Annotated in this window: 22 protein-coding genes; 1 reads left to right on the plus strand and 21 read right to left on the minus strand. The window is 45.3% G+C overall.

Annotated elements, in window-relative coordinates:
- Positions 1 to 20: 20 nt before the first annotated feature.
- The 3 genes from ABUA31_RS04895 to ABUA31_RS04905 form a co-directional block, all read right to left on the minus strand.
- Positions 21 to 1067: a Fic family protein gene (locus tag ABUA31_RS04895; protein ID WP_173796004.1), complete on the minus strand. Its 1047-nt coding sequence runs from the start codon at positions 1065 to 1067 to the stop codon at positions 21 to 23.
- 224 nt (positions 1068 to 1291) lie between these two features.
- Positions 1292 to 2221: a cysteine synthase A gene (gene cysK, locus ABUA31_RS04900; protein ID WP_119998723.1), complete on the minus strand. Its 930-nt coding sequence runs from the start codon at positions 2219 to 2221 to the stop codon at positions 1292 to 1294.
- A 79-nt stretch (positions 2222 to 2300) separates the two neighbouring features.
- The gene (locus tag ABUA31_RS04905; protein WP_022058096.1) at positions 2301 to 3611 is read right to left on the minus strand and encodes an O-acetylhomoserine aminocarboxypropyltransferase/cysteine synthase family protein; all 1311 of its coding nucleotides are present in this window, start codon (positions 3609 to 3611) and stop codon (positions 2301 to 2303) included.
- Between the two features lie 521 nt (positions 3612 to 4132).
- On the opposite strand from ABUA31_RS04905, the gene ABUA31_RS04910 reads away from it, so the two are divergent.
- Positions 4133 to 4567, plus strand: coding sequence for an RrF2 family transcriptional regulator (locus ABUA31_RS04910; protein WP_015534027.1), 435 nt, complete (start codon positions 4133 to 4135; stop codon positions 4565 to 4567).
- Between the two features lie 92 nt (positions 4568 to 4659).
- Here the strand turns inward: ABUA31_RS04910 and ABUA31_RS04915 are convergent, their stop codons facing one another.
- The 18 genes from ABUA31_RS04915 to ABUA31_RS05000 all read right to left on the minus strand — a co-directional run bounded on the left by ABUA31_RS04915 (position 4660) and on the right by ABUA31_RS05000 (position 25506).
- Positions 4660 to 5856, minus strand: a complete 1197-nt coding sequence (locus ABUA31_RS04915) for a hypothetical protein (RefSeq protein WP_349818849.1) — start codon at positions 5854 to 5856, stop codon at positions 4660 to 4662.
- Between the two features lie 95 nt (positions 5857 to 5951).
- Complete coding sequence (gene thrS / locus ABUA31_RS04920) at positions 5952 to 7715, minus strand: threonine--tRNA ligase (protein ID WP_055147116.1); 1764 nt, start codon at positions 7713 to 7715, stop codon at positions 5952 to 5954.
- A 440-nt stretch (positions 7716 to 8155) separates the two neighbouring features.
- A complete protein-coding gene (locus tag ABUA31_RS04925; RefSeq protein WP_349818850.1) occupies positions 8156 to 9175 on the minus strand; it encodes a S66 family peptidase in 1020 nt (339 codons plus the stop codon).
- 90 nt (positions 9176 to 9265) lie between these two features.
- Positions 9266 to 9574: an AzlD domain-containing protein gene (locus ABUA31_RS04930; RefSeq protein ID WP_117874832.1), complete on the minus strand. Its 309-nt coding sequence runs from the start codon at positions 9572 to 9574 to the stop codon at positions 9266 to 9268.
- Positions 9574 to 10278: an AzlC family ABC transporter permease gene (locus tag ABUA31_RS04935; protein ID WP_349818851.1), complete on the minus strand. Its 705-nt coding sequence runs from the start codon at positions 10276 to 10278 to the stop codon at positions 9574 to 9576. Before ABUA31_RS04935 ends, ABUA31_RS04930 begins: the two co-directional genes overlap by 1 nt.
- 32 nt (positions 10279 to 10310) lie before the next feature.
- On the minus strand, positions 10311 to 12431 hold the full coding sequence (locus ABUA31_RS04940; protein WP_147360149.1) for a transglutaminase-like domain-containing protein: 2121 nt from the start codon (positions 12429 to 12431) through the stop codon (positions 10311 to 10313).
- Between the two features lie 39 nt (positions 12432 to 12470).
- Positions 12471 to 13562 carry a DUF58 domain-containing protein gene (locus ABUA31_RS04945; protein WP_015534030.1) on the minus strand — a complete coding sequence of 364 codons (1092 nt, stop codon included), beginning with the start codon at positions 13560 to 13562 and terminating at the stop codon, positions 12471 to 12473.
- Between the two features lie 36 nt (positions 13563 to 13598).
- A complete protein-coding gene (locus ABUA31_RS04950; RefSeq protein WP_015534031.1) occupies positions 13599 to 14558 on the minus strand; it encodes an AAA family ATPase in 960 nt (319 codons plus the stop codon).
- A gap of 74 nt (positions 14559 to 14632) precedes the next feature.
- Positions 14633 to 15433, minus strand: a complete 801-nt coding sequence (locus tag ABUA31_RS04955) for a tetratricopeptide repeat protein (protein ID WP_015534032.1) — start codon at positions 15431 to 15433, stop codon at positions 14633 to 14635.
- 41 nt (positions 15434 to 15474) lie between these two features.
- The gene (locus tag ABUA31_RS04960; RefSeq protein ID WP_349819068.1) at positions 15475 to 16464 is read right to left on the minus strand and encodes a 2-hydroxyacid dehydrogenase; all 990 of its coding nucleotides are present in this window, start codon (positions 16462 to 16464) and stop codon (positions 15475 to 15477) included.
- A 106-nt stretch (positions 16465 to 16570) separates the two neighbouring features.
- Positions 16571 to 18106: a HAMP domain-containing sensor histidine kinase gene (locus ABUA31_RS04965; protein WP_349819971.1), complete on the minus strand. Its 1536-nt coding sequence runs from the start codon at positions 18104 to 18106 to the stop codon at positions 16571 to 16573.
- Between the two features lies 1 nt (position 18107).
- Positions 18108 to 18818 carry a response regulator transcription factor gene (locus tag ABUA31_RS04970; RefSeq protein WP_015534035.1) on the minus strand — a complete coding sequence of 237 codons (711 nt, stop codon included), beginning with the start codon at positions 18816 to 18818 and terminating at the stop codon, positions 18108 to 18110.
- 256 nt (positions 18819 to 19074) lie between these two features.
- Entirely contained in the window at positions 19075 to 20574 is a 1500-nt protein-coding gene (locus tag ABUA31_RS04975) for a TrkH family potassium uptake protein (protein WP_117874842.1), read from the minus strand.
- A gap of 23 nt (positions 20575 to 20597) precedes the next feature.
- Positions 20598 to 22001, minus strand: coding sequence for a Trk system potassium transporter TrkA (trkA, locus tag ABUA31_RS04980; RefSeq protein ID WP_055224550.1), 1404 nt, complete (start codon positions 21999 to 22001; stop codon positions 20598 to 20600).
- Positions 22002 to 22095: 94 nt separating this feature from the next.
- On the minus strand, positions 22096 to 22230 hold the full coding sequence (locus ABUA31_RS04985) for a hypothetical protein (protein WP_015534037.1): 135 nt from the start codon (positions 22228 to 22230) through the stop codon (positions 22096 to 22098).
- Positions 22231 to 22269: 39 nt separating this feature from the next.
- Positions 22270 to 23037, minus strand: coding sequence for a hypothetical protein (locus ABUA31_RS04990; protein WP_015534038.1), 768 nt, complete (start codon positions 23035 to 23037; stop codon positions 22270 to 22272).
- The gene (locus ABUA31_RS04995; RefSeq protein ID WP_015534039.1) at positions 23021 to 24526 is read right to left on the minus strand and encodes an AAA family ATPase; all 1506 of its coding nucleotides are present in this window, start codon (positions 24524 to 24526) and stop codon (positions 23021 to 23023) included. The genes ABUA31_RS04990 and ABUA31_RS04995 overlap by 17 nt, the downstream gene beginning before the upstream one ends.
- Before the next feature lie 101 nt (positions 24527 to 24627).
- Positions 24628 to 25506: an AraC family transcriptional regulator gene (locus ABUA31_RS05000; protein ID WP_015534040.1), complete on the minus strand. Its 879-nt coding sequence runs from the start codon at positions 25504 to 25506 to the stop codon at positions 24628 to 24630.
- Positions 25507 to 25659: the final 153 nt, after the last annotated feature.

The following is a 25659-nucleotide window of genomic DNA, read 5'->3' on the forward strand; positions in this document are numbered from 1 at the left end:
GGAAAAAATACAAGCATATGTTATTTCATTCTGACATAATAGGTAGACTTGCCTGTACCGCCTCTGCCTATATCGCCCTCTTTTACGAGTTTTCTGAGTGCACCCTCTACCGAACTGATGCTGAGGGTCGGACAAAGTTCCATTATATCCTGCTTTGTAAACTTTCCTATTTTCAGCAGTATTGCTTTTCGCACCATCTCAATCGCCGGCAACTTTTCCTCTACGATTTCAAAGCGCTCCTCAAAATCCTTATAAGCAGCCAGTATTGTCCCAAGGAGATATTTTATAAACGGGATCACGTCCTCTGTGCCCTCGTGCCAGCCTGCCTGGGCTTTCCCAAGCGACTCATAATATAACTCCTTATTCCCTGCGATCTTAGCCTCAAGGGAAATATACTTTCCAACATAGAATCCACTTCTATATAGCAGAAGCGTTGTGAGCAGTCTGCTCATTCTGCCATTGCCATCATTAAACGGGTGTATGCACAGAAAATCATGTATGAAAACAGGAATGACGATCAGCGGCTCCACCTCGAAATTACCGATCACCCTGTTGTATTCCCCACATATCCTGTCCAGCGCTTCCGGTGTCTCAAATGGAGCCATCGGCGTGAACAGGACTTCCGTTTGCCCATCAGGATAAGTTGCGCTGATATAATTCTGCACCGTCTTTGTTCTTCCGGCAAATGGGTTATTCATATGACTGTACAACATCTTATGCAGCTGAAGTATATAATTCTGAGTTATAGGTATTGCATCAAAGCTTTCATGTATAACCCCCAGCACATCCCTGTAACCTGCTATCTCTTCCTCGGCTCTGTTCTTCGGTGTGGTCTTCTCCTCAACCAACTGCTTTATTCTTGTATTTGTTGTGACTATACCCTCTATGGCATTGGACGCCTCCGTGCTCTGGATCTTTGCTATCTCAACAAGCTTATCCAGTTCATCCGGACGCTGTCTTAAATACAGTTCCTGTTTACCTGCATATCTATATATTGCAGCTATGAGTCCAAGCACTTCAGAATCCCATTTTTCTTCTTTTATTTTACTGTAATTAAAAGTTCTCATTCCCTTAATCCACTCCTTTTCCCTTAAATATTAGCACATTTCAAGGGAAAGTCAACCCAATTAAGGGCATTTCCCCTCAAAGTTCTATCAGTTTTAAGGTTATCCAATTGTATACTATTTATGCAGCTAATTAAGGGTACTTTCAAAAAAAGCCACCACATCAAAACACGATGTGGTGGCTTTTTCATATAAATTCTATATCACAGCAATTACTATATATCCATTTAGCCGAATAACGGAGTTGAGTAATATCTGTCTCCACTGTCTGGAAGAAGTACTACGATATTCTTGCCTGCATACTCAGGGCGCTCTGCGATCTGCTTTGCTGCAAAGTAAGCTGCACCTGATGAGATTCCTACGAGGATTCCCTCTGCTGATGCGATCTCCTTTGCTGCTACAAATGCGTCATCATTCTCAACGGCGATGATCTCGTCATATACCTTTGTGTTAAGTGTGTCAGGAACAAATCCTGCACCGATTCCCTGTATCTTGTGTGCTCCTGAAACGCCCTTTGAGAGGACTGGTGATGTGGCAGGCTCAACGGCGATGACCTTTACATCTGGATTCTTCTCCTTCAGATACTCGCCAACGCCTGTGATAGTTCCACCTGTTCCGATACCGGCTACAAATACATCTACCTTGCCGTCTGTATCCTCCCAGATTTCAGGACCAGTTGTGAGTCTGTGTGCCTTTGGATTGGATGGATTTACGAACTGTCCAGCTACAAAGCTGCCAGGGATCTCCTTTGAAAGCTCATCAGCCTTTGCGATGGCTCCCTTCATTCCCTTTGTTCCGTCTGTGAGAACTATCTCAGCACCGTATGCCTTGATGATGTTACGTCTCTCAACGCTCATGGTCTCAGGCATAACGATGATAGCCTTGTAACCCTTGGCTGTTGCTATGGATGCAAGACCGATACCTGTGTTACCTGATGTAGGCTCGATGATAGTTGCCCCCGGCTTGAGTGTTCCATCCTTCTCAGCATCCTCGATCATCTGGAATGCGATCCTGTCCTTAACACTTCCTGCTGGGTTAAAGTACTCCAGCTTCGCAAGGATATTTGCCTTGAGATTATTCTTCTTCTCTATGTTTGAAAGCTCCAGAAGTGGAGTCTTGCCTATAAGCTCTGCTGCGCTCTTATATATATTACTCATATTATCGTACCATTACCTTTCCTGATATTTATTATGTTCACTATTTGTAGTCTTCTCTTATATTCATTATTTATATCGATTACTCCTGAATTGCCTTGAATGCCTCGTCAAGATCCTCGATGATATCGTCTATGTTCTCAGTACCGATTGAAAGTCTGATCGTGTTCTGCTTGATTCCCTGATCGATAAGCTCAGCCTCATTCAGCTCTGAGTGAGTTGTTGATGCCGGGTGGATAGCCAGTGACTTAACATCAGCGACATTTGCAAGAAGTGAGAATATCTCCAGATTGTCAATGAACTTCTTGGCTGTCTCTGCGTCACCCTTGATCTCAAATGTGAAGATTGAACCACCACCGTTAGGGAAGTACTTCTTGTACAGTCTCTGCTGCTCAGGATCTGTTGAAACTGAAGGATGGTTTACCTTCTCAACAAGTGGATGATTGTTCAGGTACTCAACTACCTTGAGTGCATTTGATACATGTCTCTCAACACGGAGTGACAGTGTCTCAAGTCCCTGAAGGAATATCCATGAGTGTATTGGTGAGATCGTAGCACCTGTGTCACGGAGGAGGATAGCTCTGATCCTTGTGACAAATGCTGCAGGACCTGCTGCGTCTACAAAGCTTACACCGTGGTAGCTCTCATTTGGCTCAGTGAGCTGTGGGAACTTACCTGATGCCTTCCAGTCGAAGTTACCGCTGTCGATGATAACGCCACCGATAGTTGTTCCGTGTCCACCAATGAACTTTGTCGCTGAGTGAACTACAATGTCCGCACCGTACTCGATAGGTCTTACAAGGTATGGTGTTGCAAATGTGCTGTCGATCACAAGCGGAATCTTGTGTGCGTGAGCGATCTTTGCAATTGTCTCGATATCTGAAACCTCTGAGTTAGGATTTCCAAGAACCTCGATGTAGAGGGCCTTTGTGTTCTCCTGGATAGCATCCTCAAATGCCTGTGGATCAAGTGGATCAACGAATGTTGTATCTACATTGTAATCCTTGAGTGTATGTGCAAGGAGATTGTATGTTCCGCCGTAGATATTCTTTGCTGCTACGATGTGGTCTCCTGCAAGTGCAAGGTTCTGAATTGTATATGTAACTGCCGCTGCACCTGAACCAACTGCCAGTGCTGCAACGCCACCCTCGAGGGCTGCGATTCTTCTCTCAAAAACATCCTCTGTTGGGTTTGTAAGTCTTCCGTAGATGTTGCCGGCATCCTTGAGTGCAAATCTGTCAGCTGCATGCTGTGAGTTGTGGAATACGAATGATGATGTCTGGTAGATTGGTACCGCTCTTGCATCCGTAACCGGGTCTGCTGTCTCCTGTCCTACGTGTAACTGTAATGTCTCAAACTTTAAATTTCTCTCTGCTCTTGTCTTCTTTGCCATGATCTTATTCTCCTTAAATTCAAATATTTTATCTGTCATGCGCACCTGCCCATTCATCTTGTCATGTATATGAGCTCATGTGGCATTATACTCTTCTTTATTATTCTCTGTCTATTATGTATGATCTGTTATTTATATCTGTGTCATGATTATTTGTTCTGTGTTCGCTTTAACAGTAGCAACACATGACTTCTATGAAACACATAACTTCTATGAAACACATTCGTCTGTCTTCGTTAAGATACTGTGGTTTAAATGTCCTTCCCAGCATATCAACACCTCTTTCTCGATTTTCGTCTTTGAAATTTGACTTGATCGTATCATTTCTGTGATTATTTTACTTTTCACATAATTCCTACTCGGAAACTATGAATTAAGCATAGCTGTATATTACAGCCTAATTCCCACTTTGTCAATAGGTTTTTTATGAATTATCTTGATTGTTTTTTTTCAGATGTTATAATAGACATGTAAATGATGTGAAATCATCAGTAAATACAGGCATTTGGGAGGTTTATATTATGAAAGTATCCACAAAAGGGCGTTACGCTCTGCGTTTTCTTATAAATATAGCATCGAGGACAGACGGCAAGCCAGTGAGCATCAAGGATGTTGCCGCACAGGAGGAAATTTCCGAGAAATACCTTGAGCAGATCACTTCTGTGCTGAACTCCGGTGGGCTGGTGAAGAGCACCAGAGGACCGCAGGGAGGCTATCTTCTCCGAAAAGCCCCTGAAGACATAACAGTTGGAATGGTTTTAAGGCTCACTGAGGGCGGCATATCTCCTGTTGCGTGCCTTGATGCAGATGAATTCCAGTGCGAACGCGAGGCAAGATGCTCCACCATAGGTCTCTGGCGCAGACTGGACAAAGCGATCCGGGACGTGGTAGACACCACCACCATCGCTGACCTTGTGGCAGAAAGACCTGAGGCGGCAGATAACTATTGCATTTAAATCATATTTACCCTATCAAAGCATAAAAGCATGTATATATGATTTCCAGCAGGGCAGCTGAGATTCATATATACATGCTTTTGTTATATTTTTTATACTTTTGACTTCAACAGCCGTATGACCTTCTCAACATACGGCTTTACACCATCCCCAGGGAACACATCTTCCGGCATCTCAAATCCGTGTTCCTCACGGTACATATAATACCTGTTATCTATGTATTCACCATATTTTTCACAGAGATCATATACCTCCATGGTTCCGAAATCATCCAGCATCGTCACCGTCTTCACAAGTATGCTGTCACAGAAATCCTCGGCTATCTCCTCCACACCCATGCACAACATTTCCTCGGTGGGGCTTTTTTTATCTATGGAATATATCTGATCCATATACAGCATTTCACCACTTCCCAGGTCAATACTGCCAGCATCGCCATCTATAGACCATACCCTCGCATTATATTCCTCTGTCAGCTTTTCGCCTCTAAAATCCCAATATTTGATACTGGCCAGCTCTTCGCCTTCGGTGACAAGCTCAAAGCTGTTCTCCAGGCACATCAGAACTTCGCCATCAATTCTCTTGTTATGCTTTTCTCTATCCTGGTGAAATTTCAGCCGGTGATTATACAAGTCCTCAGCGTTTTCTATGAATCTCGTAACGCATGTATACAGACTGCGGATATCCTCCCTGTTCAGGCCGGTCAAACGGTAAAATTGAGCAATCCCAGAATCCACACCACAATTTGTTCCTACCTCCAGCTCATACATATCCGGCGTGTCGCGCTCCGTATATCTTTTTATCCTTCGAAGAACATATCCATCCTCCACATATGTCCCCTCCGTCCCAAGACACAACACTTTTTCATATGGCTCTCCGCTATTATCCCTCACGATCTGGGCATCTTCCATATTGGAGTCCAGGATGGTCCGTATATCCGCCTTGAGCTGCCTGACATTCGGAAAGTCGTATGCCGATGCATTTATCAAAGTCTCCCACTCATCTCTATCGCTTTCTTCGTTATCTGCCTTCTTATCATTTTCTGTATTTTCCCGGTAATTTCTCTTGCATACAAGGAGCTGCATATGATAATCAAATGACAGTATTTTATTCTCCCCATTCTCAATGTCGAGTATATTATCTCCGTTCACGGCCTCCATATCCGGGCGTGTATAACAGAGCTTATATGTGCCATTCGTCCAGCAGAAAATATCGTTAAAAAGATGACTGAGATAATCATCGTCATGCTCGCAGCCACTCTCGCGTATAAACTTATATCCCTGTCTCATATCCTGTGCCCCCTCACACTCGCATTTATTTACAAAAAATAATACCCTGTCCTTTCGGACAGGGTAAGTGAACCTGTGGTGTAAAATTTTCACTCTTACTTGTGAGCCATTGTCTTGATCTCTGTGTCGATCTTCTGTACGAACTCGTCAAGTGGAAGAACTGTTGTGTCAGCCTCACCGTGGAGTCTGTATGATACTGTTCCGTTCTCAGCCTCGTTGAATCCGATTACGAGAAGGTATGGAACCTTCTGAACCTGCCCCTCACGCATACGATAACCAAGCTTCTCTGCTCTGTCATCAAGCTCTACACGAACATCGATGGCATCAAGGGCATCAACAACCTTGTGAGCATAAGCCATAAGATCCTCGTTGTCTGTCTTTACAGGCATAACTCTTACCTGTACAGGTGCAAGCCATGTTGGAAGATTGCCCTTTGTCTCCTCAAGGATGTAAGCCATGAATCTGTCGAGAGATCCAAGGATAGCTCTGTGGAGAACTACAGGTGTCTTCTTCTCGCCGTCCTTGTCGATATACTTCAGATCGAACTTAGCTGGCAGACAGAAGTCGAGCTGACATGTCGAGAGTGTATACTCATTTCCTACGGCCGGCTTAACATTTACATCAAGCTTTGGTCCGTAGAATGCAGCCTCACCGATCTCCTCTGTGTAATCGATTCCTATATCATCAAGAACTTTTCTAAGTGCATTCTCTGCTTTGTTCCACATCTCATCGTCATCGTGATACTTTACCTTGTCCTCTGGGTCACGGAGTGACAGTACGCATCTGTAATCTGTGATTCCGAAATCCTTGTATGTGTCAAATATGAGCTTAACAACTCCTGCAAACTCTTCCTCGATCTGGTCTGGTGTCACAAATATATGTGAATCGTTCTGACAGAAGTGTCTTCCTCTCTCAATACCCTTGAGTGTACCACTTGCCTCAAATCTGAAGTCGTGTGCGATCTCAGCGATCCTGATAGGAAGATCCTTATATGAGTGCATCTTGTTTGCATATATCATCATGTGGTGCGGGCAGTTCATTGGACGAAGTACAAATGACTCTCCCTCCATCTCCATTGCCGGGAACATGTTGTCCTTGTAGTGATCCCAGTGTCCTGATGTCTTGTAGAGGTTTACTGTACCTACACAAGGTGTCATAACGTGGAGATAGCCAAGCTTTCTCTCCTTGCGCTTGATGTAGTTCTCAAGCTCCTGCCATACTGTATATCCCTTTGGAAGGAACATTGGAAGTCCACGTCCTACGAGGTCATCAACCATGAAGAGCTGCATGTCCTTGCCGATCTTTCTGTGGTCTCTCTCCTTAGCCTCTTCAAGTAACTGAAGATGCTCCTCAAGCTCCTCCTTTGTAGGGAAGCACACACCATATATTCTCTGAAGAACCTTGTTCTTGCTGTCGCCCTTCCAGTAAGCTCCTGAATGTCTGATGAGCTTAAAGTTACGGCAAAGCTTTACATTGTCTACGTGAGGTCCACGGCAGAGGTCTGTGAAATCACCCTGCTCATAGCATGTGATCGTTCCATCCTCAAGTCCATTTATAAGATCGAGCTTGTACTCGTCATCCTTGAACATCTCAAGAGCTTCTTCCTTGGATATCTCCTTGCGGATGATCTTCTTGCCACTCTTGGCAATCTTCTTCATCTCTTTCTCGATGGCTGCGAGATCTTCCTCGCCTCTGATAACGTCATCGCCGAGATCTACATCGTAGTAGAATCCTTCTGCAACTACCGGTCCTACCCAGAACTTTGCCTGTGGGTACAAATGCTTGATAGCCTGTGCCATAAGATGTGCACAGGAATGATTCAGTGTCTTAAGCTGTTCGTCTTCTTTGAAATTAACCATGTCAGTTCTCCTTCTTACTTCTTATAAAGTGAAAATAAATTGCATGTAACAACAAAAAAGCACCCCTAGATATAATCTATCTAAGGGTGCGTATGCACGTTTCCACCTTAACTTTTAACTCAATTATGCCTTTAACGCAGCTACGCGGTGACGCTTATATCGCGCACGGCTCGGGAGTGGTCTTCATGTGATATATCATAAGCTGCTCCCACCATATGTTCTGGCTCACGTCTGATTCATATCTGAGTCCGATTCACATATGCAGCTCTCTCTGGATGCATCCACCACACTACTCTTTCCGTCTATGCCTTTGTCTTATCTGCCACTTAGTGTAGCACGATATATTTTTTTTCACAATAGTATTTTTTATTTTTTTTGCCTTTATTTTTTCAACCATTTTCAGCCTTTTTCAGCCAATCAAACAGCCAACAGACTTCTCTCTACCTCATTTCCATGGAAAGACTCATATCCTGGCCGTCCACCATAAGAGTTCCCATGCTGCCGCATACCACAGGCATCATCGGTGACAGATGTCCGAGATCCACATCCATCACGACAGGCACATTGTATTTTCCTATGATCCCCAGCACAGCCTGATACTGGTCAAGGCCCATCATCTCCTGTCCGAACTGCATCGGTCTGCCGATCATAAAGCCCTTACAGTATCTGAACCATCCGCCGTTGTCCATCTGCCACATGGCTCGTCTTATGGACATGACGTTCAGATCACAGGACTCGAGGAACCAGATAAATCCATCATCCTTATATCTCTCAAGGAATTCGCCAACATGGTCAAACTTTGTTCCTATAAGGTTCACCAGACAGTCCATGCAGCCGCCTATCATTCGCCCGCTCACCTGGAACTTCTCAGGATAGCCCTTTATCACTCTTGGCTCTGTGATGTTGTATGGCAGGAATGGATGTTCCTCATCCCTGAGGGATTCCTTCTCCCATCCGTCATATCCGGCAAATGACAGTTTCTGTCCCTGAAGGACCGCCATAGCATCCGCAACTGATCGGTGCCACGGCTCTTGTCCAAATGCCGCCGCACACGGACCATATATGGACGCCGTATCGCACAATGTCGTGAGCAGGAATGTGAGATTTGTGTTGTCCGAATATCCCATAAACCACTTCGGATCTGCTGCCCTCAGTCTGTCAAAATCAACATAGTTAAGTATCTCGCACATGAGCTCTCCGCCGCCGCAGGATATGAGTGCATCGTTCTTCTCCGATGTGTAATAGTCATTTATCTCCTGACCGCACAGCTCCGGCTTGTTGCTGATTCCTATGCCTTCTCCGACATAACAGTTTGGCCCGATCTGTATACCAAACCCCATATTCCTGAAGTTCTCCTGCGCTCTGCCAAATGCAGTCTTATACGGCTCTGTATCACAGCCAAATGATGGTGCAACGAAACCTATCGTATCGCCCCTTTTTATAAATTTCGGAAATCTCATATATCATACACAGGTATTTCCTGCTTACCTCCTTCTTATCGTTTTATCATATTCAGCCATCCGGTCCAAATCTCCAGACATCATAAATTTCTACATCAGTTTTAATATCCACTCAACCACGAACACCGTCACACACGCCGCAGCAGCCACAACTATAAGTCCCTTCTGCTTTATTCCAAGTATGAGTGCAACCGCAAATCCACACACAGCGCTTATGACACTCTCCGTACTGTATAGTATAGACGGAAGTGTCAACGCCGTGAGACATGAATACGGCACATAGTAGAGGAATGAATTGACGAATCTGTTCTCTATCTTCTTGCGGAACGCCACCAGCGGCACCATTCTTATGAGGTAGGTGACAACCGCCATGGTTATTATATATATGTATATATTCATCACTGCACCTCCTCTTTCTCAGCTCCCACAGGGAAGAATATAGCTCCGATCACAGACGCTGCCACAGTGCTTATGATTATGGCGATTCCCGTCGATATGAATTTGAATATCGGAACGTAATACAACACGCATGATATGGCTGCCGCCACAAGCGCAACTATGGCAACCGGTCTCGATTTCTTAGCGACCGGCATGACTATGGCAACGAACATTCCATAGAGTGCCAAGCTTAATGCGCTGCTGATGGACTTCGGAAGGATCCCGGATGCCACCGCACCGAACAGCGTTCCGCCCGTCCAGCCGACTATCGGAAGGAGCTGAAGTCCTATCATATACCCAAATGTCAATTCCTTCACATGGCCCATCGCCACCGCAAATATCTCGTCAGTATTTGCAAATGCTATTACGAGTCTCTCCTTGATTCCAACTGCCTCCCCAAGCTTCTGTGAAAGTGACAGGCTCATGAGAGAATATCTCAGATTGATTATGAACTGGGTGAGTATCATCTCAACCAGCGTTCCCCCTGCAAGGATAATCTTGAGTCCTGCAAACTGTCCCGCACTGGTTACATTTGTCAGGCTTATGATGACCGCCTGAAAACTTGTGAGTCCGCCCTTTACCGCCAGCAGACCAAAACTAAAACTTACTGCGAAATACCCCAGTGCTATCGGTATTCCATCCTTTAACCCTTTTCTAAATTCCATCTTAAATACTACTTCTTTCGTGACAAATTATGTTATCTCTTCCTTCTGCGTCCTCCGCAGTCGTAACACTTTACATACTTCCACACAAACCTGTCCTTGAACCCAAGGCCAAGATATGTGTATGCCCTTACCTTTGTATACAGCTTTCTGGCAGCCGCGATCTGCCTGTCATCCGGCTCAACGCGTCCGTATACAGCAGCCTGAACCCATTTTATAAACTCTGTGAACTCATCGCCCTTTATAAAGCTGCACGACTCCGTTACAGTGTCGGCATACTCCGTGTCGTTCTCACTGACGTTCTCTATGGCACCAGAAAACACCATCATATCATACATCGCCGTGGACATCTCGTATATAGCTGATATCCTGTTTCTTCCCACAAGCCTGCGTCTCCTGCGCGCAACTATCGTCCTTCTTCTGAAGATGACTGCGCCCCACAATATCAGTATCACGGCAAGCACAACAACGACTGTTCTGAACACTCTGTTCTGTACAAGCTCCGACAGACCATCCCCGGCATCCCCTGGTGATCCCGACTGCGCATCTCCACTGCCATCATTCGGGACATCGACCTGATTGCCATTTTCTCCTGTGCCATTTGAAGAATCACCATCCGTCTCCGTAGTGACTTCTGTATTCTCTGACATCTGGGTTGTCGAATCAGTTGTCGCCTCCGTTGTTACATCCGGACTTGAAGTCTCCTCAGAAGTCTCCGGCTCCTCTGTATCATCCGATGAATTGTCCGCAGTATTATCACCGCTGTAATCCGGTTCCTTCGGTATCCCCAAAGTATCCGCCCTGTCTCCAAGCGGTGTGGCATCCACGATCACCCAGTCACCGTCATCCTCACTGTACGCTTCAATCCACGCATGACTGTATTTATCCAGAACCACCGCACGGTATGTTCCATCCGACTGCTTTATCCACGCAGACGACGGCACCACATAACCTGTATTATACACGGTGGAGATTCCCAGTATCCTGAAGCCCACCGCCGCCGCAGAAGCAAAGTGAACACAATATCCCTCATGAACGTCATACATCGCACTGTTGACTGGATCCTCACCCTCGGTAAATTTCTTTGGTGCTGTGGTATATGACATATGCTGTCTTATATATGTCACCAATTTGTCCATGACCGCATTGGAAAACTTCTTATCTGGCGCATATCCCTGTATCTCTGATTCGTATCTTGCAAATGTATCCTTATCATAATACACCATGACCTCATCATCAGGGCTGTGTCCATCCGCCCTTCCGTGCCACGACCCATTCTCATATGTAACATAGCTTCTCGACTTGACGTAGAGATTTCCCTGAGGCTTATCCTCCCTGATTATCTCATCCACAACTTCATCACCGGGATTGACCTCAGAATCATCCACCTTATAGTAACCTGAATATCCTTTGTTACTTTCCCCCGACAGAAAATATTCCATGTTGTCCACCATGTCGAGCAGTTTCCCTTGTTCCTTCACACCTCTGTCGTATACGCTGTCATATACAAGAAGGGTGACAACAAGACACGCGGCAAATACCGTCACAGGAACTGCAATGTTCCACACCACCGACAGCGGCTGTCCCATTCTCATGAGAACATATCTCGCCACGATAAGTGACAATACAGTAAGCACTACTCCGGGTGCACTCACAGGTACACTGAGTGTTGCGCCAGCAAGCATAAACAAAAATGCAAGTCCGATAGCTATCATCAGACTGTTACACCTGTATATCATATAAGTGGCAAAGAACATTGACACCGCCACTATAAAAAGCACAAATTCCGTCACAGCACTCACGCTGACATAGTCAAGATCTATGAGTCCTGTCTTTATCCCATAAACCTTTTTCAGATCATATGCTATGCTGTATACCATGCCCTTTCCTCCGGCATAGAGCAGCTTTCTTCTGGCAAGCCCCCATCCCAGCAACACAGTAACCGGAACCACAATATCCAGTATCCTCTGTTCTTTTCTCAAAATGTACCACAGAGAATAAACCAGTGCTATCACCAGACTTCCTATGATATACGCACCCACAAGATTGGTGGAGTCCATATATTTATTTATATCCGAGCTGTATGCGATATCGCCCACAAGGTATGTCATACCAAGCGACAACGCCCATACAGCCAGTCCCAAAACAACTCTCAATTCCACACCTCTGTAATTCTATGATGATGCCTGGAGAATCTACACCGTGATATAGGATTTTGCAAGATCCTCCTTTATGGTTTCAAATCCCACCTGAAAACTTTCATCTCCACACTCTATATTGCCATTCATGTCTATGTCGATGAAGCTTGTGAAATCCTCACCTCTGTATCTCTCTCTGTACATTCCTATCACATCGTAGCTGTCATTTGTCCTGGCATCCACATACGACAACCTTGCAGCGGCATCGTACACATCCTCCTCACGGACTATGCGGTATCTCGTTATGGACATCTCCTCCGGATCATACCACGCTATAAAGTGAGGGACTTTAACATCTATCAGTGAAAAGCTCACCGATACCATGGATTCCAGCGCAACAGACATTGCCTGTCCATAGTGACGGCAGTTTCTTCCATCGAGATCCATACAGATGATGACCGGACACGACAATGCCTTTGATGTATCCCTGACCATTATCTCATCCTGTCTGGCCGACAACTTCCAGTGGATACGGGTCATCCTGTCTCCAGGTCTGTACTCTCTCACCTGATACACCTCGGTCGAGTCATCGCTTCTCACATCCGAATAATATACATCACTGTCCGTCACAAAATCTCTTGTGTTCTTCGTGACCTCCACCGGAACGAGATAGCACTGAGGCAATACGTAAATGTACGCCGTTCCACCAACCTTTTTCCTGATCGAGAAAATATGGAAAGCATCATATATCCTGACGCCCGATGCCTTTATCTCGTATCTTCCGCTGACATCCAGCTTCATCTTTCCCACGCACTTTCCATACCTGTCATCTATCTGTTCAAATGTACTCTTCTTCTTTTTCTTCATACCCGGAGCAAGAACACTGAACACCGCTGCCACATGGGGTACCTGACCACCGGTGGCAGATACCGCAAGTTCCGGACAAAATGTACTGTTCTTCTCAACCACAGGTATATTCATCTGCATCTTAACACTGGTTCTTATGTATCGCACGATCAGCCCGGCTATAAGACTCAGCATGACAGCAGTCATGATCACCGCTGCGAAAAAGTATGATTTTTCTTTATTGATTATTCCTATATATACACATGCCCCTATCAGGACAATATACAATATTCCTCGTCTCATACGACATCCTACCACTACACGCTTCCAAATCTCATGCTACTTTTTCGCCGAACTTCTTCGTCTAACCGACGGTTTGTACACCCTCTCCATTATGTCCTTGAGCACAGCCTCCTGTGTTATGTGGTTCACCCTTGCCTTGGCACTTAAGACTATCCTGTGTCTTATGACGTCCGTCCACACCATCTGCACATCCTCAGGTATGACAAAATCTCTCCCGCTTATATATGCCCAGCTCTTCGCCATCTTGGTGAGGGCTATCGTTCCTCTTGGACTCACTCCTAGCTCAAGGCTTGGATTCTCTCTGGTTCCAACAACAAGCTGGCCTATATAAGAATACACGTCATCGCTGACCTTGACATGCTTTACTTCCTCCCTGATAAGCCGCAGCTCAGACGCACCTATTACAGGCTGTACATCCTGAAAGCCATCAGCGGAGGTTCTTCCCTTAACTATATCCAGCTCGCTCTCTATGGATGGATATCCCAGCTTAAGGCACACCATAAATCTGTCGAGCTGGGAATCAGGAAGAAGCTGTGTTCCGGCACTGCCGATAGGGTTCTCCGTGGCAATTACTATAAATGGATCCGGAACCTGATATGTCACTCCATCCACAGTCACATGTCCCTCCTCCATAACCTCGAGAAGTGCCGACTGTGTCTTTGGAGATGTTCTGTTTATCTCATCTGCGAGGAACAGATTGCACATAACAGCACCCGGTCTGTACACAAACTGATTTGTCGCCTTGTCGTACATCGTAAATCCCGTTATATCTCCCGGAAGGACATCCGGTGTAAACTGGACTCTCTTGTTCTGGAGCCCCATTGCATTTGCAAATGCAAGAGCCATCGTCGTCTTGCCGACTCCCGGTACATCGTCCATGAGAATGTTACCACCTGCGATTATCGCCGCCATTATCTTGGCAATACACACATCCTTGCCTATGACGACCTTCTTCACCTCATCTATAACGTCCATTACCTTGTCATTATAATTCATCTCGTTCTCCCATCCTTCAGATTATCTGTCTACATACGCAACAGGGAGGAAGCTCTTCCACTTCCTCCCTGTTATCATTGCTGCTGAAGCTTCGCCTTTACCGTCTCTATATTATTCATTATAACTCTGTATGTATCATTGTCCCCATAGACACTGTAGAGTTCTTCTGCCGCAAGCTGATAAAATTTGAGTGCCTGCTGGTAGTCCTCCTGTCTGTACCACACCTCTGCAACAGCAGACAGCGCAGCACTGTAGTGATATCCTCTGACACCCTTGAGCTGATATCTGCGCACCGCCTCCGTCAGCTTGTCCTGAGCTTCCTTGAGCCGACCTGCCCTGAGAAGGCTCTCTCCGAGATTGGCATATGTGGCAACAATCTCCGTACCGGCATTCTCATGTCTTTCTATGATGCTGAGCGCGTGCTCCAGTGCATCAACAGCCTTGTCGTAATCGCCAAGCTCCTGATAAATGAGCGCCACGTTGTTATAATAACCCGCCAGCAATATATCATATGGACCGAGCTGCTCCGAATATATGTCATACACCTTCCTGCAATAGGACAGGGCTTCCAACAGGTTACCTGCAGCCCTGTTCTCATTTGCAATATTCATGAGAGCGGTTCCATATGGAACTGTATCTTCAATCCCCATCTTATGAGCGAGCCTCATGACCTGCCTGCAAAAATACAGTGCCTTGTCGTGTTCTCCCGTGGTGCGGTGAAAACCGATAAGCTCATTGTATATCGCAAGCATGGAATCAGTATCCTTTTCATATTCAGCATCGCTGAGTGCCTGGGTAAGGTATCTCTCCACCTCCGGCAGTCTGTTCTCTGCGAACAGCTTATCAAGCCCGCTAAAAACCTCATTTATATTCATATAGTCAACCTCAATTTCTCTCACAATATCCTGTCATCACATCATAACACAATATTCGATTCATTTACAGACCCATTAAGGAAATCCATGGCATTGTCCAGAGTGGTCCTGCTTATCGCCTCCAGTGCCTCCTCTGTAAGGAATCCCTGATGAGACGTCACTATCACATTTGGAAATGACAACAGTCTCGCAGTGATCGAGGACTCCAGTATGTCATCCTCCCTGTTCTCAAATACATTTGGAGTCTCCTCCTCGTATACATCCAGCCCGATTCCGAAGAATTTTCTACTTCTGATCCCTGCTATGAGATCGTCGGTCTTGATGAGTGCACCTCTGGAGGTATTCACCAGGATCACGTGATCCTTCATCATGCCAATGGTCTCTTCATTTATCATATGGTAGGTCTCGTCGGTCAGCGGACAGTGAAGCGATATAAGATCAGATCCCGCCAGAAGCTCAGGGAGCTCCACATATCTGACAAAATCAAGGTCCGGATTCTTATACATATCGTAGGCGATCACATCCATTCCAAATCCATGACATATCCTCGCCATGGCAGCCCCGATCTTACCGGTTCCGATGATACCGGCTGTCTTGCCGTAGAAGTTCATGCCTGTAAGTCCGACCAGACTGAAGTTGTTCTCCCTCACCTTTATATAGCTCTTGTGCAGTCTCCTGTTCACCGCCATGGCAAGTGCCATCGCATGCTCCGCCACAGCCTCAGGCGAATAGCCCGGAACCCTCATCACAGTTATACCGCATTTTTTTGCCGCATCCATATCCACGTTGTTGAAGCCCGCGCATCTCATCAGTATAAGCTTCACGCCCGCATCACTCAGCGCATTCACAACGGGTGCACTCACATCCGAGCTGACAAATGCACATATGGCGTCATACCCCTTTGCAAGTCTTGCGGTCTTCACCGACAGATCTGTGTCCACATAATCTATGGTCAGCTTGTCGTACTGATCTTTTATCGAATCGAACGACTCCATGTCATAACGCTTTGTATCATAAAATAATATATTCATATCTGTTCCTCCTGTTTTTTCCTCTATCGGTATAATGTGTAGCATTGCTTTTTTCTATGTACAAAAACGGAGATTCTCTGAACTGTGTACAGAGGATCTCCGTTTATTATTTGCGTGACAGTATAGCTGTAAGTCCCTGAGTCGGAACATGTGAGTCATCGTTATCCAACATGTTAGGCAGTATGAGTGTCGCCTCATACACCTTGCCCTTTTTGCAGGTCGTAAATGATCCATTCATCTCCTCCGCCATCTTCTGACATGTCAAAGTACCTATATGTGTGCTCTCAGCCTTGCTGCTTTCCGGATTTATATAATTTCTGAAATAAATTCTTACCTTTCTCCGATCTATATATACCCTTATATCTATGCTTTTTGATTTGTCCGAATACTTTCTGATGTTGGTAAATACATTGTCGGTTATCCTCTTCATACCCTGAAGATCAACGTAAATTTCGGCTTCCTTGTCCGAGATATCAATGTCGAACTGATATCCATTCTCGCCCAGGAGCACAACATACTCTCCAAGCATCTGGTCAAGGAACGGCCCCGCCGGGAACATCTCCATGTTGAGATCCTCACCGCCCTTTGAATATACATAGAAGTATCTGAACATCTTGTCCGACATCGTCCTGAGCTGCTCCGCCTTCTCAGCACTTATCCTTATGTATTCGTCAAGCTCCTCCTGGGATGAATACTCCTTGTTCTGCATGAGCTCCAGATATCCCGCCATGACTGTGAGCGGAGTTCTTATATCATGGGCCATGGCTGTGACCAGATCACTGTTCGCCTGCCATGCCTCACGCTCCCTGCTGAGCTGCTCAATAATGGTCTGCCTCATGGTGTCTACATTCTCCGCCAGCATACAGATCTCATCCTGACCGTGTATTGTTATCGGCCCATTGATATCCACATCCTTGATATCCATGACCTCATTTGTGAGGCGTCTCATTCTGCCTATCTCTCTTCCGAAATAGACTATTATCACACCGATGAACAGGATACAGCATATGACAAATATCGCTATCTCTCCGACATCCTTGATCGTATCATCCGAATAGTCAACTATGCAGACATCAAACACTCCATCCTTGAATAGCACAGGATAGAAATCGTAGTCAAATTCATTGAGGTCTCCTCGCAGCATGCTGGAATTGCCGTAGTAAGCTCCCTCATCCGCGGTCACCGCATCGGATTTCTTCTGGGATTCGCTGCTCGAGGATGCCTTCCTCTTGATCTTTCTGATATTTCCATAGTTGTCCTGTAACAGAATGATTATCTCACCAGTCTCCGAATTCGTTATGACATATTTGTATGCGCCTTTCTTCTCTATCATCCAGTCAGAGTCGAATACTATATCATTGTTGTTATAAATCAGTATGTACACATTGTCGTGCTGCTCCTGCCATGCCCTGAGTGCCTGCGTATCCGTAGCCTTTATGGAATGGCTGGTCACATATGAAGCAAAGCTCTGGATCTGTCTGGCGGATCTCTTCTGTGTATTCGTGTCACTCATGTATACATTTTTCATGTAGCTGTTCAGTGCAAATGTTCCTGCAAAAAAAGCCGATATGGACAATATTAGCCCAAGCAGTATGATCACAAACAGCTTTACCCTGAGTGTCCGCTTAAATGGCATCTTCATATCAGTCTACCTGATATCCCTTTCCATATATGGTCCTAATGATCTCAGGCTGCGCTGAGTTGTCCTCTATCTTCTGTCTGAGTCTGAGTATGTGTACCATGACCGTATTGGAAGATGAAGGAAGATACTTCTCCTGCCATATATTCTCGTAGAGTGCCTCGAGTGACCATGGCTTTCCTCTGTGCTCCACCAGGAAGAACAGAAGTGCATACTCCTTGTCGGTGAGCTTGATGACCTCACCGTTCTTGATCACAATCCTCTTAAATGAGTCAATATTTATATTGCCGACTGAGATATTCTTTGGATCGGTCTCTGATTTTCCGCGGTACACCTTGTATCTTCTGATAAGAGCATTCACCTTGCGGTTAAACTCGCTCTGGGTGAATGGCTTTGCCAGGAAATCATCGCCACCCACATCGTATGCCTCGTTCTGATCCGGCTCCTTCGTCTTCGCCGTCAAGAAGAGGACTGGGATAGATGAAAACTCTCTGATCTGCTGGCATGCCTCAGTACCTGAAAGCTTTGGCATCATTATGTCCATAACTATGAGATCGATGTCCTTGTCCGCACGCACGGTCTCGACAGCCTCAACTCCATCGGCAGCCTCCACAACATCGTATCCAAGTCTCTTGAGATATATATTGAGCAACGTTCTGATGTCCTGCTCGTCGTCCACTATAAGTACTTTTACAGATTCTTTTTCGTTCTCCATATCGCATTACTCCTTATCCACACCAAATGTATGTACATTATAACAAATACTCATATCTTTATTCCATTCTAAACTTCTTTGTAAGGAAATTTAAGTCATAAAAAAAACGGGAACCCTCACTATGTGAGAAGTCCCCGCCTTTTCTTTATAAAATGATTGGAAGAGCTATAGTTAGGTGTGTCTAACTGTTTCTGAGTATATCCAAATTGCCAACATATGTCAATAACCTGCCCGCCATTTGTAATGATAACATTTATCAGTTCGCTCTTCTCTCCTGTCTTCTTCGCTTTATGCCTCTCCATGCCCCCATGATCATGTCCCTGTACACGCCAGGATTGAATATGAGCAGCAATGGGAAGAGCTCCAGTCGTCCCGCAAGCATGTCAAACATCAGAACATACTTGGTAAATCCCGTCAGCCCGCCAAAGTTTCTGGTAGGTCCTACCTCGGAAAGACCCGGTCCTATATTGTTGAGACACGATGCCACCGCAGTGAAGTTGGTCACCAGATCCCTGCCCTCAAGGGACACAAGAAATACAGACAGGGTAAATATTCCCATCAGCGTGATGAAGTATACATTTACCGCCCTGACTACCTCGTGCTCCACCGGTTTGCCATCCATGTTTATCTTCTTGATATTCTTCGGATGGAAATACGAACTCAGCTCCTTGACAACGGTCTTGAACATTATCACGAGTCTCGACACCTTCATACCGCCACCGGTGCTTCCCGCACAAGCTCCGACAAACATCAGTATGACCAGCACCGTCTTACAGGTCTGTGACCACTGGTCAAAATCCGCCGATGCGTAACCCGTCGTGGTGATGATCGATGCCACCTGGAAGGCCGCATGTCTTATAGCATCTCCGATATTTGCCATAGTCTGCATCAGGCTCAGAGTTATTATCGTTATTGCACCGAGTATTATCAGCAGATATGTCCTGACCTCCTCCATGGAAAGTGCCTTTCGGATGTTCCTGAACAGCACAAAATAATAAAAGTTGAAATTCACACCAAACAATATCATGAACACAGTTACAACCCACTGTATATATGGTGAGAAGCTTCCAAAGCTGTCGTTCTTTATTCCAAAACCGCCTGTTCCGGCTGTTCCAAATGCCGTACACAGAGCATCGAACAATGACATATGTCCAAACATAAGGAAAATGACCTCCAGAACCGTCATTCCGAAGTAGATAACATACAATATCCTGGCAGTGTGCTTGAGTCTTGGAACAAGCTTTCCAACGGATGGCCCCGGGCTCTCCGCCTTCATCAGGTTCATATTTGAACCGGACGCACTGTTCATCGGAATGATGGCAAGCAGGAACACCAGAACTCCCATACCGCCTATCCAGTGGGTAAAGCATCTCCACAGCATCATGCCGTGTGACATACTCTCCACATCGCTCAGTATGCTGGCTCCCGTTGTGGTGAATCCCGATATGGTCTCAAACAGTGCATTTGTGAATGAAGGGATCTCCCCTGAAATGACAAATGGCATGCAGCCAAATATACTGAGCAGTATCCAACTGAATGCCGTGGCTACACATCCCTCTTTGAGATATATGGTCTGATTTGCCGGTTTTCTAAGTGTCATAAGCGTTCCTATCACAAGACATGATATTATGACTATAAGGAACGCAAATATTTCATGTTCCTGATATATGAGAGATGTCAGGCATGGAATGATCATGAGCAGACCCTCAAGTCTTATGATCTGGCCAAGTATAAATACTATCATGGAATTATTCATAATCTTCTCCTAATCAAACTGCCTTAAGCAAGTATATCTCTTATATCCGTAAATCCTGTCTCAGTGGTGACTATCATGGCCGTATCTCCAACCTGTATAGAATCCTGACCTGTTGGAAGCAGGATCGAACCGTTTCGATTTATAAATGCTATGAGGAGGTTCTTCTTGAGATTGAGATCCTTCAGCGGTATATCCGTCACCTCCGACTTCTCATCCACACGGAACTCTATCGCCTCAGCTCTTGAGTCAAACATGTGGTAGAGTGTCTCTATGCTGTTACTGTTGGAATTCTTCTTCGCACGGACATATGCGACTATGGACTCCGCAGTTATACTGCATGGATATACAACACTTCCCAGATCAAGGCTGTTTATGACCTCTCTGAAATTGCTCCTGTTTATCTTGGTTATCGTCTTGGCATTTGAATGTTTGCGGGCGTGGAGAGTCAAAAGTATATTCTCCTCGTCGATTCCTGTCAGGGACACAAATGATTCAGTCTCCGCAAGACCCTCCTCGTTCAAAGTCTCCTGATCCGTTCCATCACCATTTATGATTATCGCCCTCGGCAGAAGGACTGAAAGCTCCTCACAGCGCTTCTTGTTCTCCTCTATGATCTTGACGGATATTCCCATGTTCACGAGCTGTCCAGCCAAATAATATGCGACATTTCCTCCACCGATTATCATGGTGTTTTTGACTCTCGCAGTCTTGAAGCCTATATGCTCCATGAATTTTCTGGACATAGGCCGTGTTCCCACACATGACATGATGTCACCGGCCTTGAGGACAAAATCACCGGAAGGGATATAGAACTCCCCGGCTCTCTCAACTGCCGCTATAAGTATATTTATCGGCTTCTGTTTATTTGCAAGATCCTTACCGAGATCAGCTATGCTCTTGTTGTCCAGCACATTCTTCTCAGGGATCTTTATCCTGGTCATCTCCGCCTGTCCGTGTGCAAATGAATTTATCTCAAGAGCCGTTGGCAGATACAGTACCCTCGACACCTCGATTGCAGTCTCAAGCTCAGGGTTTATGATCATGGTAAGTCCAAGCTTCTCCCTGAGATAGCTTGCCTCCTTGCTGTAATCCGGGTCTCTGAGTCTCGCTATGGTCGCGCAGTCTCCGACCTGCTTGGCTATGGTACAGCACAGGATGTTGAGCTCATCCGACGACGTGACTGCAGCTATCAAATCTGCGTTCTGTATTCCCGCTTCAAGCTGCACACTGTGATTTGCTCCGTTTCCAACTATTCCCATAACATCATACTGATTTGCGTATGTTGCGACCTTCTGGGGATCCTTGTCTATGATAGTTATATCATGCCCCTCATTTGCAAGCTGCTTGAGTATGGCCACGCCAACCTTTCCACAGCCCACTATTATGATCTTCAATCCCGTCTTCTTGCCTGATCTGCTACCAAACACGGATTTATCCTCCTTGATTACCTTCAATTAGCTAAGCCAAGTATAGCATGCTAAATATAAAAATCAACACCTGCCACTTTTCTTTACTGAAACCTTACACGAACAGTCTTATTATGCAGCACACCAGCACAAATATGACAAATGCTATGCCGACTATCATATTTGTTCTCTTGCTGAAACCTTTGGTGGGTTTTCTGTAGATTCCGTCATCTTCTTTGTTCTTCTTCATAGCCTTTTCTGTCTCCTGTTTTATTGTTATGAGTTTATTTTATATGTGATTTTCCGCAATAGCCTTAAGCCTCTTTATGAGCAGATTCACATTTGTGTGCCTCTTCAAAGAATTTTCCCCACTCTTTATGAAATCCCATGACTCCCCATAAGTCATATCTGTAGTCACAGTCTCATTCTCCTCAAAAAAACGCTCCAGCGATCCCGACGTCTCATGCTTCATCGAGAACTCCGCCGCCCTCCGCACCTTGCCGTGCTCATCTGAATTTGCATCCCGATACAGGAAATGATCCAGGTTGCTCGAAAAATAGTATACGGAGTATTTTATCTTTTTACTTCCTATCTTTATTGATGACAGCGAAGTGAGCACATCCAGATTCGCACTCTTGCAGAGATTGCGCTCCTTCACGTGATCCGGATTTGCCGTCACAATGATATCCGGGTAGTATACCGGCTTGTCTTCATTTCCCCCATCAGTCACGACCAGATTGTCATCTATGTACGCCCCATCCATATCCACAAAATGAATTATCTCCACAATGTCCTTCGGATACAGGCCCGTCCTCTTTAGCAGAGGACTGACCATTATCTCATCTATAAACCGCTCTATGTTGTCAGGATGTATGCCATTCTTTGAGGTTATATCACCGCCAAAGCTTCCGTCATCCTGCATGAGCATGGCAAATTCCAGAACAATATCAGGATCTATATCCTCCAGAAGCTGTCCAAATGGCACCTCAAGAGCATTCCGGTCCGACACTCCCTCGACAAGGAACAGGAAGATCTTCTTCTTAGGTCGTTTCCCCATGATCCATACCTGCCTTTCTGAATGCCGATACAATCTTGAACCTCTTCGTATTCCTATACAGCTCCTCGTCCTGTTCTCCAACCACGATCTCCCTGAAATAAGTATTTCTGAGATTGTTGCTGCTTCCGATTCCCTTCATACGGATATACCTATTTCTCGGATTTGTCGTGGTGAAATATATATAATCCTTGCTTATGACCTCCAGCGGTCTGAGGTTATGCGATGTAAATATAAACTGCCCCTTGCCAGACTCCTGGAACGTCTGCAGCACCTCTCCCAGAAGATACTCAAACACACCGGCATCCAGCTCGTCTATGGCTATCGTGCACGACTGCTCATTGTACGCATCTATTATCAGACTGAGCACCGACACGATCTTGCGGATACCGTCGGACTCGTACCTGAATGGCATGTGCACTCTTCCGTCAGGCGCAGCCTCCTGATTGTGGAACACACTCATGTCCGTCTCATTTCTGCTGGACACTATCTCCACCACATGTCCCATACTGCCATCCTTCATGAGGGCAGGCGACAGCTCGTGAAGATCAACATTAAGTCCCGGAACTATCTGGCTGAGGACTATGTTTATATTCTCAAACTGGCTCTTTATCTCGCTGAAGACTATCTCCGGCATGATGTTCGGCACATCCGTCTTCAGAAGAAATTTACCGCTCTGTGTGTATAGCGGAAGTCCGTAGTTGAGTCTTATATATCCTGTTGATTTCGTGTCTACCACATGAAGATAGAGCTGACTGTAGTACGCCAGCTCCAGTATAACCTGATAAAACTCAGAGTATAACCCGCACTCATCGCACACCTTTGCAGTTCCGAGCGAGAAGATAAACGACGCCGACTTTTCCTGCGCCAGTCTTCTCACCACATTCAGCTCATCCACGAACTTTCTGTCATTTGTTATGAAATATTTCTGCTTCGATACAGGCCCGAACGGCATGTCGTCAGTGCATGTGTCAATCACAGGCTGAAGTATCATCTTCCTGCCCTCAAAATCACCTGACATACTCAGTTTCTCTCCCGATATGCGGACTCTGTAGCTCGGCTGGCCACTGTTCTGATCCTCTCCTCCGTACTGTCTGAATCCGTTATTTGTCTCATTCTCCACGGCGGACATGAGGAATTCGTACACAACCTTTCGGATGCGTCCGTCCTCGTACTGAAGGTCAAATGTAAACTCCAGTCTGGCCATCTCCTGACCCTTTGCCACACATTCTGCATACACCGCCGGAACCTCAGCTCCAATCATCAGAAGCTTCAGTATGGCAAGCGCCTCTATAAAACTCGTCTTACCCGAGCCGTTCTGTCCATAAAGTCCCAATATATCTGATTCTGTTCCATACGGAACAAACTTCTTTCCACAGGCAAATACTATCTCTCCATGCTCCACACTCTTGAAGTTGTCAAGCACCGCTTTCTGCAGTCTTATCGTGGGAAGCCTATCCCAGTGGTCTTCTCTAAATTGTCTGATTCTCATTCACGGTCTCCTCAGATGCTCTTAATATAACGTCATAAAACTGTATTACCATTATATTGTTATCTCCAATTTCCGTCAACAGCCATCAAGTTTTTCGAATTTTATATTCTGTTTTTTTGATCTTTCACAGCTTTACCATTTCTATATCTTAACGGTGGTTCTCCCACCGCCGCAGAAAATTTCCTGATAAAATAACTTACATTTGGGTAACCTGATTTCATGGCAATCTCGGTAACCGACAGATCTGTGGACTCGAGAAGATGCCTTGCATACTTAAGTCTAACATAGTTCACATACTGTGTGAGCGTCATGTGAAATCTCTCACTGAAGAATCTTGACATGTACTTTTCCGACAGATGAAAATGTTCAGAAAGCTCAGCAAGACTTATGTGCTCATGATAATTATCCTGTATATATATAAGTATCTCCTTTTCCAGTCCACCTGACGCTCTCCCTGTCTTCGCTTCAAGCTGATCGTATTCCACTAAAAGATCTACAACCTGCAACAGTCTGATTCTCACCTGTATCTGTCTGTGTGTTCCAAATTTCCCATTTTCCTCTGACAACTCATCAAGAATAGGTATAAGTTTTTCAAGCAGATTCCGATTCGTCACTTCAGGTCTGAATTCCCGTGTGTGATTCCTAAGAGGAAAAAATATCTCATCCTCCAATTCATCCTTGGTCTGAAATGATATGAATTCCATCGGAAACAGAAATGTAAAATAATCCACCGGTGTTTCCGGGGCGGCCATCATATGCAGCACTCCCGGACTTACTATATATACAGCTCCGTCATCCCCTATAAATTTCTGTCCATCAATCTCAACCATAAGTGGACCTTTCCTTACATATATTATCTCCACCTCATCATGCCAATGAACCGGGATCTGGAATGCATGTGGCCAGTATCTCATATGATACTCACAAAATGGATATTCTCTTGTCCCGTGTGGATGATTTTCCTTTAATTCTGCGTACATTGTTATCCCCTGATATTGATTTATTATATATTGTGTTGCCTTTTATATCATGCAACTTCGTCATATTAACTCATATGTAGAATATGTGCAACTTTTAATTGAAATAGTACAAGATTCATGCGGTATCAATGCGATATTATACAATTTAGTTAT

Origin of the sequence: Coprococcus sp. RTP31081st1_H1_RTP31081_211007 (genome assembly GCF_040227275.1) — a bacterium.
Taxonomy (GTDB): domain Bacteria; phylum Bacillota; class Clostridia; order Lachnospirales; family Lachnospiraceae; genus Coprococcus; species Coprococcus aceti.